The sequence below is a fragment of the Nocardia carnea genome (genome assembly GCF_029868855.1).
In the GTDB taxonomy this organism is placed as follows: Bacteria; Actinomycetota; Actinomycetes; order Mycobacteriales; family Mycobacteriaceae; genus Nocardia; species Nocardia carnea_A.
Genome location: NZ_JARWOV010000222.1, coordinates 1 through 13,551 on the forward strand (window position 1 = coordinate 1; position 13,551 = coordinate 13,551).

General features: G+C 63.6%; 12 protein-coding genes and 2 pseudogenes. 6 read left to right on the forward strand and 8 right to left on the reverse strand.

Annotated elements, in window-relative coordinates:
* The coding region (locus QH195_RS21725; protein WP_280436779.1) for a hypothetical protein at positions 1 to 205 on the forward strand (205 nt) is incomplete at its 5' end.
* Here QH195_RS21725 and QH195_RS21730 read toward each other — a convergent pair.
* The 6 genes and pseudogenes from QH195_RS21730 to QH195_RS21755 all read right to left on the reverse strand — a co-directional run bounded on the left by QH195_RS21730 (position 183) and on the right by QH195_RS21755 (position 5,851).
* Positions 183 to 683: a DUF6602 domain-containing protein gene (locus QH195_RS21730; protein WP_280436780.1), complete on the reverse strand. Its 501-nt coding sequence runs from the start codon at positions 681 to 683 to the stop codon at positions 183 to 185. The genes QH195_RS21725 and QH195_RS21730 overlap by 23 nt on opposite strands.
* A 7-nt stretch (positions 684 to 690) precedes the next feature.
* Positions 691 to 1,041: pseudogene (locus tag QH195_RS21735) on the reverse strand (IS3 family transposase); the annotation flags it as partial.
* Positions 1,042 to 1,183: 142 nt separating this feature from the next.
* Positions 1,184 to 2,446: a cytochrome P450 gene (locus tag QH195_RS21740; protein ID WP_280436781.1), complete on the reverse strand. Its 1,263-nt coding sequence runs from the start codon at positions 2,444 to 2,446 to the stop codon at positions 1,184 to 1,186.
* 272 nt (positions 2,447 to 2,718) lie between these two features.
* Positions 2,719 to 3,702 carry a phosphotriesterase family protein gene (locus QH195_RS21745; RefSeq protein ID WP_280436782.1) on the reverse strand — a complete coding sequence of 328 codons (984 nt, stop codon included), beginning with the start codon at positions 3,700 to 3,702 and terminating at the stop codon, positions 2,719 to 2,721.
* 224 nt (positions 3,703 to 3,926) lie between these two features.
* Positions 3,927 to 5,675: a PucR family transcriptional regulator gene (locus QH195_RS21750; RefSeq protein ID WP_280436783.1), complete on the reverse strand. Its 1,749-nt coding sequence runs from the start codon at positions 5,673 to 5,675 to the stop codon at positions 3,927 to 3,929.
* Entirely contained in the window at positions 5,672 to 5,851 is a 180-nt protein-coding gene (locus QH195_RS21755) for a hypothetical protein (RefSeq protein ID WP_280436784.1), read from the reverse strand. The genes QH195_RS21750 and QH195_RS21755 overlap by 4 nt, the downstream gene beginning before the upstream one ends.
* A gap of 238 nt (positions 5,852 to 6,089) precedes the next feature.
* Here QH195_RS21755 and QH195_RS35280 point away from each other — a divergent pair.
* The 3 genes and pseudogenes from QH195_RS35280 to QH195_RS21765 form a co-directional block, all read left to right on the forward strand.
* A pseudogene (locus QH195_RS35280) lies at positions 6,090 to 6,188 on the forward strand (helix-turn-helix domain-containing protein); the annotation flags it as partial.
* Between the two features lie 162 nt (positions 6,189 to 6,350).
* Complete coding sequence (locus QH195_RS21760; protein ID WP_280436785.1) at positions 6,351 to 7,355, forward strand: hypothetical protein; 1,005 nt, start codon at positions 6,351 to 6,353, stop codon at positions 7,353 to 7,355.
* Positions 7,356 to 7,424: 69 nt separating this feature from the next.
* Positions 7,425 to 9,101 (forward strand): hypothetical protein, encoded by a 1,677-nt coding sequence (locus tag QH195_RS21765; RefSeq protein ID WP_280436786.1) that lies wholly within the window; start codon positions 7,425 to 7,427, stop codon positions 9,099 to 9,101.
* A gap of 231 nt (positions 9,102 to 9,332) precedes the next feature.
* Here the strand turns inward: QH195_RS21765 and QH195_RS21770 are convergent, their stop codons facing one another.
* A complete protein-coding gene (locus QH195_RS21770) occupies positions 9,333 to 9,869 on the reverse strand; it encodes a hypothetical protein (protein ID WP_280436787.1) in 537 nt (178 codons plus the stop codon).
* Between the two features lie 756 nt (positions 9,870 to 10,625).
* Between QH195_RS21770 and QH195_RS21775 the strand changes: the two genes are divergently transcribed.
* Both QH195_RS21775 and QH195_RS21780 read left to right on the forward strand, forming a co-directional pair.
* Entirely contained in the window at positions 10,626 to 11,234 is a 609-nt protein-coding gene (locus tag QH195_RS21775) for a helix-turn-helix transcriptional regulator (protein WP_280436788.1), read from the forward strand.
* A complete protein-coding gene (locus tag QH195_RS21780) occupies positions 11,231 to 11,683 on the forward strand; it encodes a hypothetical protein (protein ID WP_280436789.1) in 453 nt (150 codons plus the stop codon). The genes QH195_RS21775 and QH195_RS21780 overlap by 4 nt, the downstream gene beginning before the upstream one ends.
* A gap of 44 nt (positions 11,684 to 11,727) precedes the next feature.
* Here the strand turns inward: QH195_RS21780 and QH195_RS21785 are convergent, their stop codons facing one another.
* Positions 11,728 to 13,368, reverse strand: coding sequence for a class I adenylate-forming enzyme family protein (locus QH195_RS21785; protein WP_280436790.1), 1,641 nt, complete (start codon positions 13,366 to 13,368; stop codon positions 11,728 to 11,730).
* Positions 13,369 to 13,551: the final 183 nt, after the last annotated feature.

Consider the following 13,551-nt stretch of genomic DNA (forward strand, 5'->3'; position numbering starts at 1 on the left):
CCAGCTCCGCCGCTGCCAGCTGCTCGGCCGAGGCTTCGGCCTTCTTCTTCGCCACAGCATCAAGTGTCGTCATCACGGCACCTTCCCGCTGACCATCCGGTCAGCGACTCAGGCCGGAAACACCCTTAAATCCACAGTCCCCGACAAGACGGTGCCCGAGCGTCTTGTCAGCGATTGGACATTCAAAAGCGATGATGAAGGATGATGAAGTACGGGGGGATACCCTGAGTCTCCCTGATGTACTCCATCTCATGGTTGGTGATGTGTTCGCCCTTAACCGGGGTGGGACGGAGCTTCTTGAACTGGATTGCTGACTGGATGGAACGCTCAAGTTCTGCGGTAGTCAGAACGGATTTGACCTCTCCGACAGCGGACACCCCGTCGAGAAGGTACGGGCCTCGCTCGTCTTTGGGGTATGAGATTGGGTGCTTCGAATTCGCGATGATGACGTCTAACTGGCGGCTACCGTCGCCGAAGGCATCGTAGACAGCTCCATGACCAACGTCGTATTGGCGCGGAAGGAAACGACGCAATGTCTCGCGGACTTCATCCTCTACACTCGCGCCACGGTCACCTCGATGCTCAAGGCTTTCCCGAGCGCGTTCAAGCGCCAGCTCCAACTGGCGCTCCCAAACCCTCATGACCTTGTCGAAGCGCGAGCGATACGGGTCACTGGGCAACATCCGGCCGGGGTGCGATAGCCCAGGGCCGAATGCCGTCGGTGTCGGTGGAGCCACCGAGGCGTTTGCGGCGGCGCCGCACCGGCACCCGCAGCCCTTCGGCCCGCCACAAACGCTGAATCTTCTTGTGATTCACCAGCCAGCCCTCAGCTCGGGCCTCATGGTAGGCGCGGCGGAACCCTTGCCGAGGATGGGTTTTCGCCCACTCCCGCAGCCATGTCCGCAGCCCCGAATCCGGATCGTCGGTAGTTTCCGCCGCGGGTGGGCGGCGTTGGGTACTTCGATGCTGCCCGGTCACCTGGCACGCGGCGCGTTCACTCATCCCGAACAATCGTTGCAGGTGAGCCACCGCCGCGCGCCGGAGCTGGGAAGGTGCGCCCGCCGCGACGGGGGAGTCCGGTATCGGCACGCTCTCAGCGTGTTTCGCGTGTACCCGCTGCCCGCGCGTAGCGTTCCGCCATCACGGTTCGGTCGGCAGATGTGGTCATGGGTGGGCTCCTCACTCAACCAGCGGAAACCTGATGTGCGGGTGCGGGGTTGACCGGTGGGCTCGGGGGAAACGTGACCGGCAGAGAAGCCAGCGCGCGATGGAACGGGCCCGGCCTCCAGATCAGCTGGTCGTGAGGTACGCCCAGTTCGATGTCCGGCAGGGCGTCCAGCAGCTGGTCGAGTGCTACCTGGGCGATGATCTCGGCCGCTGCGCGGGCCGGGCAAGTGTGCGGGCCCGCGCCGAACGCCAGGTGTGACCGGTTTGCCGTGATGGATACGCCGCGTACCTCGGGGTCGGTGTTGCAGGCCGCGAGGCTGATCAGTACCGGCTGGTGCGCCGGCAGCCAGGTTTCTTCGATCATGATCGGCTGGCGTGGATAGCTCATACAGAAATTGGCAATCGGTGTGTTATCGAACAGCACCTCGTGCACCGCATCGCGGGTCGAGAGGCTGCCACCCAGAATCCCGGCGGCGAACCGATCGTCGGTGAGCATCAGCAGCAGCGCGTTCGCGATCAGGTTCTGCTCCGGCTCGATCCCCGCCCCGTACAGAGGGATCAGCTGCTGCACCATTTCCACGTCATCCAGCGCGGCCGCATGCTGAATCAGCCGGGTTGTGACGTCCTCACCCGGAGTGGCGCGTTTCTGGGCAGTCAGCTCGGCCAGGGCACTGGCCAACACGGAGGCGCCCGCGGCGGCGTCCACGGTGTCGAACAGGGCCGCTATCCCGGCGGCCACACGCTGCCCGAGGTCGGGTGAGCAGCCCAGCAGCTCGTTGACCGTCGCGAACGTGACCGGCAGCGCGTACTGCTTGATCACGTCACAGCGCCCGTCGGCGCAGAATGTGTTGATCAGCGGTATCGCGATCTGTTCGACGGTATCGTGCAACCGGTACAAATCGACGCGGCCGAGGGCGGATGCGATCGGGGACCGATACCGGGCGTGTTCGGCGCCGGCCGTGCGTAGCACGTTGGGCCGGTATTCCAACATCGGCTTGACCGGGCACCCGGCAGGGATGTTTGTCTCCCAGACGCGTGGGTCGGCGGGAAACCGGTCCGGGTCGTTGAGGATCCGCAACGCGGTGTGATATCCGATCACGAGGGTGGCCGGCACTCCCGGCGAGAGGTCCACCGGAACCAGGGAGCCGTAGCGGCTCCTCATCTGCGCATACACCCGGTAGGGTTCGGCAGCGAATTCCGGTGAATACAGCTGGACCCGGTCCTCGTCGAAGTCGTGGGGAATCGGAGCGGTGCCGGTCGTACGTGGAGTCGGGCTCACTTTTCTCCCTGTGCTTCCCGCTTACTGCGGGGTGGTCGAACGGCGGCCGTCCCGATCCCTCTGATCAAAATTTTCTGGTCTGCATATAGTTCCGGCTCCGAACGGCGCGCCGAGGAAGCTTAACAACGACGGCCGCCGCGCGTGTGGCAAGAACCGAACCTCACCATCGATCCGGGGGGGGGACAGATGCTGTTGTGCGCCGAATTCCGCTCAGCGCGATCCGAAGTACCGGTCTCGGTGAACCGGTGGTCGCCGTGCTCGTCGCGCGGGGCTCACCGGCCCTCGAAAAACGCCCGCGGCACCTCCACGAGCATCATGTTGAGTTGCCGTTGCTCGATACCCTGGTCGAGCACATAGGGGAAAACGTCGTCGAACAGGTGGGTGTAGTGCCACTGTGGCAGGACTGCCTCCCGCATGGCGGGTTCCATCCAGTCGATGTAGCAGCTGGCGTCCTGCGAGAGTACCATCCGTTCGGCGTACCCGCGGCGCACCATCTCGATCAACGTATCGGCCCGCGCCTCGAAGGTGGTATCGAGATTGATTCCGAACCGGTCCATGCCCAGGACGAAACCAGCGTCCGCGAGTGCGGTCAGGTAGTCGCGGTCGGTGGTATCACCGCTGTGCCCGAGGACGATCCGTCCCGGATCGACCCCTTCCTCTTTACACATCACTCGCTCGACGTCCATGCCGGACCCGGAATCGGGATGTGTGTGCACGGTGATCGGTACGCCCGTTTCGTGGTGGGCCCGGGCGACTGCGCGCATCACCCGCTCCACGCCCGGTGTGAGCCCCTGCGCATCGATGGCGCATTTCAGCATGCCTGCCTTGACTCCGGTATCGCCGATACCGTCGCGGATATCACCGACGAACATATCGACGAGCGGGTCGGGAACCTGCGTGCCCACCAGCGGATCCAGTGCCGGGCCCCGGTACCGGAAGTAGAACGGTACGTCGTCGTAGGTGTAGAGCCCGGTTGCGACCACCAGGCGCAGCGGAATCCGTGCGGCGATCTGCGCGATCCGGGGTATGTAGCGGCCGAGGCCCGTCACCGTCGGATCCACGATGGTGCGTACCCCCGCCTCATAGGCGGCGGTCAACCGGCGCACGGCGTCGTCCACCCGCGTGTCTTCCGAACCCCATTCGGCCGAATAGTTCTGTTGAACATCAGAACTGAGAACGAAGACGTGTTCGTGCATGAGGGTGATACCGAGGTCGGCGGTATCGACCGTACCGCGGACGGTTTGGATCGAGGACACGGAGTACTCCTGAGGTGGGCGGGATGCGCGGACCTTCCCGCGACAGGTTTTGCGCCGCGGCGGCACCGGTGCCGAGTTGGGCGGCGGTTCCGGGCTACCCCGTGGCGGGTGCGCCGGACAACGGAACCCTACGGCGCATCCGATCGGGCAGACCATATTCCGGCAGCATGAAAGGTTGCTCTGCCTTTGTGCGCGATGCACGAGTGCGGACCCGTGGCCGCCCCTTATGGAAGGAAGGCCGGCTTCGTCGAGATTTCGGCCGGGTTCAGGACCGCGGGGCCGAGCAGGTGTGTGGCCTGTAGCGCCAGTCTCAGGTGCAGGTCCGCGTCGTGCCCGTCATCCGGTGAACCGATCAGGTTCAGGGCCTGCCGGACGCGGTACTGCACGGTGTTGCGATGGATCGTGAGCTCCTGCGCGGTCGTTGCGTAGCTGTTGTTGCGGGCGAGGAAAACGCGCAGAGTCTCGCGCAGCCACTGATTGCGCTCGTTGTCCGTTGCGAGGGCGCCGAGCTGGTCGGTGACGAATTCGCGTAGCGTCCCGAGATCGCCGGCCAGCAATGCTGTGGCGGCCACATCGGTGTACGAGATCACCCGGTCGCGGCCGGGGTCGCCGAGCAGGGCGATCTGCCGGGCCCTCCCGGCTTGACCGGCCGTCAGCCGGAATCCGGTGACCCCGGTGGCGCAGCGACCGAACGCCACCCGTACCGGCAGTCCGCGCGCAGCCAGCGCGCGGTCGATCGCGCGGGCATCGACGATGGTGTCGCGGGGGACCGAGAACCACAATCGGGCCTCGTGCTCGTCCACCGGGATCAGGAGGGTGGGACTGACCTGCCCGAACAGACCTGTCAGTGCCGTGCGGAGTTGATCGAGCAGTTCCGCCGCGGTGGTGGAGCCGACGTGCGGGTCGGTCCACGCGGTGGCCGCGAGATGGTGGCCCGTGAGGGGATACTGCAGGGCCTTTTCCGCGTCTCCGATATCGATGGCGGAGCCGTCGAGGAGCCGGGTCACCCAGCGCTGCCGCAATCCGCCCCGGCTGCCGACCCAGCGCTCGTGTTCCTGTTCATGGGCAATTCCGACCTGCTCGCTGACCTGGTCGATATAGGTCGAAGTGCGGTGGACGATGCGCATGATCACTGCGGGAGTGTCCGTGCTGCCCAGTTCGACTGCGTACCGCATGGCGACGTCGAGAAATCCGGCTTGTCCGATCCGGTACGCGCGGATCAGGGCGGAGGCAGGGATATCGTTGCGGGCCAGCGCGCGGGCGTAGGTGAGCGCCTGTTCCGGGGCGCGGACCTCCTGCTCGTCTCCTCCGCTCCGCAGAAATTCCAGGGCCGCGGTGAGGTTTTCGTTGGTCCCGGCCTCCATGAGTTCGCGTAGCCGGGCATCTGTGCCCAGCGTCGGAACTCGGGTCCGGATTTCCGCCGACAGGTGCCGGATGAACTCCTCGCGTTGCCCGAGTATCGCCTGTGCGACCTGCTCTATGACGCTGTCGACATCGCCTCCGCCACACTCTTTCACGGATTCATGATCCCGCTCGAGGGCCGGATGAGCATTGTTAGGACAAATTCGGGGTCGTCGTGGGGCAGAGGTTGTCAAGCGCCCGAGCCGAGGCTTCTGCTGCCGTTCCTGCCGCCGAACAATGCCATACAGCAGCGACAAGTTCGATTTGCCGGGGCGGGTGCGCAATGTGGAGGTCCAGCGTGGGAAGCTGAGACGCGGTAGCACGGTTTCCACGTCGCAGATGTCCAGTACGGCGTCGAGTTCGTGCGGGCCGAGGTGGTCGGGTGCGGGCAGGATCACCAGGTCGGCGCCGGCGTTGCGTGCCTGGTCGGCCACGCGTAGCACCGAGTGGTCGCCGGGCCATACGAGGCGGTAGCCGAGTGGGTCGGCGAGGCGGTGTACGTGGTCGCGGTCGGTCTCGGGTGCTCGGCTGATGTCGTGGTCGATCCAGCCGAACGCGATCGAGTGGTTCATGGCGCGATATCGGCGTCGGTGGCGGGTTCCAGGACATCGCGACTGGCGCGGAGTCCGGCCGCCACTCGTTCCAATGTTGCTGTATCGATGCAGTATTGGTCGCGCAACAGCCGGACGGCCGCTTCCATTGCCCGGTTTCGCGCCGGTCGCTTGGGCAGAGGTGGTCGTTCGCGCACAGTGCCTCCTGGGTGGGGTGTCACGGCGTGCACCCGGCGCCGAGGAATTCCGTGGTCGGCGGCCTCGTAAGGTGCTGGCCGGCCTGGTGGTTCGACCGGGCGCCGGGGCTGGTTCAAGCCTCATCGACCGGTGTTCGCGGTCCCAGGGACAGCAGTCATAGAGAACCGCTACGCTTCCGCTTGAGTTCGCAGCGACAGGGGGTTTCGCGTGATCGTGGAGGTTTGGACAAGGGTCGAGGTGCGGGCGCTGCGTGACGCGGCGTTGCGGATGACGCAGGAACAGTTCGCCGAACAGATCGGGTGGTCTGTTGCGACCGTGCGAAAATGGGAACGTGCCACCGAATCGCGGCCGGTGCGCGGACAACGTGCCGCCGACCTCGATAGTTGGCTCGCCAAGCTGAGCCCGGAGCAGATGCGTCGATTCGCTCTCGCCGTATCCGCCCCGCGGGCCACAGCACAGCGACACTCGCCGTCTGGAGGCGTAGAGGATGAGGCAGACGTGAACCGCCGCGAATTCAGCAAGGCCGCCGCGCTCACCGTCGCGACGTTGCCGCAATGGAATCCGTCCCGGATCGGTATGGCGGATGTGGACCGGCTCAACGCATTCACAGCCGAGTTGGAGGCCGCCCAGCAGAAGGTTGGTGGTGCAGGGCTCCTGCCCGCTGCTGTTGATGCATTGGAGCGCAGTCAGGCGCTGGTGCACAACTGTGTCTTCGACGATGCGACTGGCCGAGCGTGGATGTCCGCAGTAGGCGAGCTTGCTGTTCAAACCGGCTGGCTCGCTTACGATGCGGAGCGCACAGAGCTGGCGTGGCGCTGTTACTCCGATGCGCTGTCATTGGCATTCACGGCGGACGACGACGATCTGACCGTCCACGCATGCCTGAACGCTGCCCTGCAGACGACAACCCTGGCTCGTGTCGGCCGAGCGTCCCCGTCGTATGCGCTGGCGCTCACCCGCCGCGCCGGAAGCCTGGTGCGGCGGCGGCCGGCGGGACGGATACACGCACTGATCGCCGCACGTGAGGCCGCCGCACACGGAACGGCTGGTGACTGGAGCAGTGTCCAGCGTTCTATGTCGGGGGCCTGGCGTGAGATGGAGAATGCGATCGGTCAAGAGCCGGTAGACGAGTGTGCTCCATGGCTGCGGTTCGTCAGCCTTTCCGAGATCCGGTTCCATGAAGCGCGGGCCTGCACCGATAGCGGCCGTCACGAGCGGGCGCTCGGCTTGTTCGAGGTCGTCGCCGGTGAACCAGCGAGCGCGGGCAACGCTGTGCACAGGGCAGCTTGGAAGTCAGCGGCGCTCGCTCGCACCGGTGACGCGCGGTCAGCGATCGCTGCGGCGTCGCCGGTACTCGATGCGCTTGAGGACTGGCTGTCGTCTCCGCGCGCGCTCAAGGCGCTGGCACCAGTGCGACACTCGGTCGAGACCCTGTCCGACGGTGAGGAATTCCGGAATCGGTTCGATGCGCTTACCGCGGCGGAAGGCGCAGCAGTTGACTGAATTCGGCTTGCGGAAGCTGAGGTGCCGGGGCGGGCCTCCGTCGGTGCGGGATAGCCCGGGAGGGATCGAGTGAACCGGGAATATGATGACACGGCGTTCTTGCCACTGCGTGAACGGCGGATTGCTGAGGAACACTTAGAAAAAGTTGCACAATGGGGGCGAACCTGGCAGCAGGGCGTGCGCCCGGTGCCGGTCGAACAGCCCGATCCGAAGCCATTCTATGACGTGGCTGAACGGTCGGAAAGAATTTGTCAGCAACTATTGAAAGTTCTGTCGCCGCGTGCGGCAATATCGGCATGGTGGTCGTCCGACAGCAAAGCCCGGCGTCTGTTGTCGCATCACACCTTGTTCAACCGATTTCTGTGGGTCCTCGCGGTGGGTGCCTCGGGCAGCAGTGAGGATCCGGTGGTTCTGGACCGGTTCTTCGCCCAGACCGGTAGGTGGTGGGTCGCGTCGCGTATTGCAGACAGCTACACCGCGCGCGAAACTGAAATTTCCATGGCAGCGCAAATGGCGCCGGGCCGGGAGTTCCTGACACGCACCAGTTCACACAGCATTCGTTATCACTGGGTCACGCGGGTGATTTGCACCGAGATCGGTCGGCAAATCGAAGCGGACGAGGCGTACGGCGCCGCCCTACCTCAGTTCACTTTCGCAAACATCGAACGTTGCATGGAGATCGCATTGGAGTTCGGACGCCGAGGTGATGGCACCGACTTGACAGTGACACCTTGGTCGGATCCGGCCGCGGATTTCATCGCTGAGAATCTGTCCCATCAGGCTGGGGAGCTCGCCGGGAAGGACTTCTCCGAGCTGGCCATGGCCTCAGGGCTCGAAACTCGGCCGTGGATATCTTTCACGGACGGTGTAGCTCCAATCGCATTGGGGACAATTCGGCTAGGAATGGATAGAGCGTTGCTTCACGCCGTCGACAGACAGTTGCTGCGGCATCGGAAAACCGGCTTTCGGCAGCTCGATAAGGGGGAGTTGTTCGAACGGGTCGCCCAGGAATGTCTGAGGCAGTCGCTCGGTCGACTTGCCGGGAGCAAGCCGCCGCGACCGTTGACCATCGAAATCCCCGGCGAACGCCGTCCTGATATCGATGTAGCGATAGTTGACCACCGAGTTCGGATTATCGGTGAGGTCAAGGCTATGGAAGCGCCAGCGGAGATTTCGAGTGTCGATAGGGCATTCTCTCAGCAGGTTTCGAAGGTTGCTAAGCAACTGACCAAACGGCTGAGTGCGCTGGACAACGGCATGCCGGTGACGGACGGGGCTGGCGCAACGTTTCCTGGCCATCGACGGACCATAGCGCTCGGTATCGTACTGCACCACTATAGCGGGTCATTGACCTACCCTGAAATGCTTAATCTACTGCCCAACGCTGTTGTAGATCCGCGCATCGCGATCGCAGATCTTCACGCCTGGATCATTGTGCTGAATACCATGGGGTCGTTTAAAGAAATTGCCGAATATCTGGAGTTTCGCTACGAACTCCTGAATTTGGGTGTCGTGTCAGTTGAGGAGTGCGATATGGCGGTAGCCTTCCACAATCCACACCGTGGGAAAGATGTTATCCGGCTTTTCCGGAAGGCGCTAGAACGGAACTCCGAATTGAGTAAGGCGTTCTACCTTCAGGGGATGTATGTTTCCGCGCATGCTGCCGTCGAGCATCCGCAACCAACCGACCCTGCGCAGTGGAAACGAGAATTCTACGACGAGGCTCAGCCGGTGCCGATCTGGTAGCGCGGCCCTGACGTGGATCAGGTTGCGGTTCTTGGTATAGCTGAAAATTTCTGAGCAGTGTGTTTGATGCTGTGGGCGGTGAAATGCGCAACGCTGCGAGCACGGCCGGCGGTGTCGTAACCTTGATGAGCGTTCCGCTGCTTCACAACCTGGCACTGACCGCCGTCTCGCGTGGGTCGGACCCGGCTGCTCGCCGCGTGCTGGAGCTGCTGGCCCTTCAGCCGATGAGGATTACTCGGGCGGCTGCTTGTCGGTGCGTTTGCGAGGCCCTCGGCGGCCGCGAGTCGCCTCGCCCGCCACACCCTTTCCCTCGGGGTCGTACTCGTCGATCGGGGAAACGTAGGGCTTGTTCTTTCGGCGTTCCTCTTCGGCATTCTCGCGGTCGAGGGTGTACTTCTCGATCCTGGTCTTCCAGCGGTTCTGGGCGGCTTGTCGGGTGATTCCGGCGGCATCGCCCAGTTCGGCCCAGGTTGCTCCCGCGTACTTGGCCATGATTGCCGGCGTCGATGGATCCAGGTCGGCAGCTACGAGGATGCGGACCTTGGCCAGCGAGAGTTCACGTTCGGCGGCAAGGCGTTTGTCGCTGCCTCGGGTTCCCCACCACTCGGACCACTTTTCTCGTTTGCCGGTATCGCCGCCGATTTGTTTCGGATTGGGCATGTCTAGTGCCTCGTGGGCCAGTTCGTTGCAGCAGGTGTCGAGATGGCGGAGGAGCTTGCCTGCAAGGCTTTGGTAGTCCGGGGGGTCGGAGATCGGCTCGCCCGTCACTGGATCCCCGGTACCGTTCCCAATGCTCATTGTCCATCCATGCCTGACAGTGTCAACGTTACCTTGACACAGTATCCTGGCAATTTGCTCGCCAGAGTGTGAAGCGGCCCACATGGTTTCTGTGATATGCGCCACTGTAGAGATGCGTTGCGTGCAGAACGTAAACCAAAACCCCCGGTCAGGGCGCTGACGCGCTCGTTGCTGCTGTCGATCCTACTGTGCGCTCAGAGCGGGATCATCATCCGCTTCGTATCGTTGGTGCCGCCTTGCCGTCCGGCCTCCGGATGTCGGTGACATCGGGATCGTTGAAGTCGACTCCTGCAGGACCGAGGGATTTCATCCAGTAGGGCCCGAAGAGAGCTGCCGACCATGAGGAGGAGCGGGTCACGATGGGTGGTGGTGGGTCGTGGGAGGAGTCGAGCCTGGCCGAAGTTCGTAGTGCTTACAAGGGAACGCGGGAAGTTCCGGACGTGGTTGAGAAGTGGCTCAGAAGGGGCTGGCGGGTCCGCAAGCAGGGACATGGGTACGCGCTCTGGCCGCCTAACCCAGGCTTTCGTTGGACGCCTCCCCCGGCGCCGTTTGCCAGGTTCGATCATACTCCGAAAGGTGATGGGAAAAGCCAGGCCAGAATCCTTGATCGCGCCTGCCTCGGGCTTGAAAGAGCCATTTCTGAGCTGCGAGAAGACCGTAGTTTGACAGATGGGCAGCGGCCTGTTGTCGATTGACAACAGGCCTGGCGGAGTCCATCATGTTGCTATGACTGCTCACGAGTTCGAGATCGCCTTTGTGGTTGAGACAGTCGAGGCTGAGGATTCGCGCATCGACCAGGTGATGGAGGCACTGCCAGGTACGACGATCAGCGGTGCTCTTGGATTGACTGTTGTAACGACGCTCGTCGACGCAGATACCGCAATCGCCGCTGGCTTGCACGCAGCAAAGGCGCTCGCAGCGGCTGGTCTCGCGCCGCTGCGTACGTATCAGGATCTCGTATCTCGTCAGGACATCGCTGATCGCGTGGGTATGTCCAGGCAGGCGGTAGGCAACTGGGTTCGCGGCGAACGCCAGAACTCGCGGCCGTTTCCTGCACCGGTCACACTGTCGTCCGGCGGTTTGTGGTTGTGGGCCAGTGTTGTCCGCTGGATCGAGGAAACCGGGGCCGCTGAACTCAACGAGTCTGAGTTGCTCACGTTGGACGACCACTGCCAACTCGACGCGATGATCCGGCGAGGGCTCGCCCGCTTCAATGTGTTCTCCTTCCCTGTACGCGAGCCCCGGTTCACACCTCCGCAGGGCGCCGTCGCGGTGAACAGCGACGACGCTTATGCTCAGGTGGGTTCGATCAATAGTTATGCGTTGGCGGCATGAGCGAAACGACCGGCGAGGAACATGCCTACGCGGACGTGCACGACCTGGTGGACCACGCGGAGCTGAAGGACGTCCGTTTCTATGAAATCGCAGGGCTGCGATCGAAGACGGAAGAAAATCAGTTTTCGCTTCAAGTGATTAGCCGCGTCGAGCTGGCGGAGATCGAGATCCGTTGCCAAACGGCTGTCGAAGGTGGGGGCGCGCAGTACAAGATCGACGCCGGTGCGGTGTTCGCTGTCGATCCTCCAGGGATCGTATCTTCTGAGATTGTTCAGGAGTTTGCAGAGAAGGTCGGTGTAATGGCGGTATACCCGTACGCTCGATCGGCAATCGGAAATCTCGGGGCTCAGCTCGGCGTTGATCGACCAACATTGCCGCTTCTGCGCGCCGGGAAGGTGCACCTGAACAAAACGGATGATTCGTCAGAGCCTGTGCCCTCACCCGAGTAAGGCGCGACCTATGAAGCCGAAGCTTAATTTGGTCGATTTGACCCCTACTCCTGGGGGTCGCCCGAATCCGGGTCTCGTTCTCCGCTCCGGGTGCCGGTGTGTCGATCACGTAGCACTTGCCGACGAATCTTGCCGGTCTGCGTTTTTGGCAGGTCCGCGATAATCTCCATCGCTCTGGGGCGCTTGTAGGGGGCAAGGCGGCCTCGGGCGAATGAGATCAGCTCGTTCGCGTTGGTACTGTGCCCGTCTCTTAGCGAAACGTAGGCAGCTACCGACTCACCTCGGTACTCGTCGGGAATGCCCACTACCGCTGCTTCGAGCACTGCCGGATGCTCGTAGAGGACGTCCTCGACCTCCCGCGGCCACACCTTGTACCCGGAGACGTTGATCTGGTCTTTGATCCGATCGACCAGGTATACCCAGCCCTGTTCGTCCACGATCGCGCTGTCGCCGGTTCGGAGGCGGCCTTCGGGTAGGGCGGCCTCGGATTCTTCGGGTTTGCGCCAGTAACCGCTGATGACCTGGGGCCCGGTGACGACGAGTTCGCCTTGGCTACCGGGTGGGACGGGGTTGCCGCCGGGGTCAACGACATCGACGTCTACTCCCGGGAGCGGTAGGCCGATGGACAGGGTACCGCTGTCCGGGTCGACAGGTGCGCTCGTCCCGGGCGGGACAGCGGTGACTGCCGAGGAGGTTTCGGTCATGCCGTAGGCGTTGTGGATGTAGTGGCCGAAGCGTTCCTGGAAGCGGGCGACCGTGCTCGGTGGGACCGGTGCACCCCCGCTGTACAGCGTTTTGATGGTGGAGAAGTGTTCGGCGGTGGCGTATTCCGAGTTCATCATCGCGTTGAAGGCGGTGATGGAGCCGATGGTGTAGGTGACGCCGTGTTCGCGGAGGGCGTCGACGGCGACGTCGGTGGTGAAGCGGCCGGTGAAGACCAGGGAGGTTCGTTCGGTGAGGGCGAGGGCGCCGATGACGACGGCTCCGGTGATGTGGAACAGCGGGGCCAGGGCGAAGACGACGTCGCCGGGGGTGATGCCGGCGAGTTGGGCGAAGCTGGTGGTTACCGCGCGGACGTTGGCGTGCGAGTTCATCGCGCCCTTGGGCGGGCCGGTGGTGCCGGAGGTGTAGGCGAGGAAAGCGAGGTCGTCGCCGTGTAACTGGACCGATGGGGGTTTCCGGCCGACGTACTCGCGGGCCAAGGTGAGCAGGTCGGATGCTTCGGCAGGAGGGTCTGTGAACTCATCGACGGCAGCTGCAGTTTCGGGTTTGAAGACGCGGGGGTCGTTGCGGGACTGGAGGTCCGACTCCGCGGTGCCGAGCACCCACCCGACTGTTGTGCCCTCGACATCCTCCCGGACCTGCCGCATATCGCGGTCGGTGGTGATGATCCCGACCGGTTCGGCATCGCTGACCAGTTCGCGGAGTTCGCGGCCGCGATACATCGGGTTGAGCAGCAGGGCGATCGCGCCGAGTTTCCACAGGGCGAGCAGGACGAGCGCGTATTGCGGGATGTTCTGGAGGTGGATGCCCACCCGCTCACCGTGGCCCACGCCGCGGTCGGCGAAGGCGGCCGCGAGTGCGTCGGCGAGGTCGTCGGCCTCGCGGACGGTGAGTGTGGTGTCGAAGTAGACGAGGGCCGGGGCGTCGGGTTCGTGCCGGACCCGCTCGTTCCATGCCGCCACGAGTGTGGCGAACTGTTCGGTTACCTCTCGCGGGCGGGATGCCCCGCCCCCCGCAACCGCAGGGCCCGAGCAGGCAGACGAATTCGCCCGGCCGTACAGCGAGAACGATACACGCGACGAACTCGCCGGTTCCGAAATTGATGTCCAGATCCCGAAACTCCACCGAAACGCCATATTCGCTAG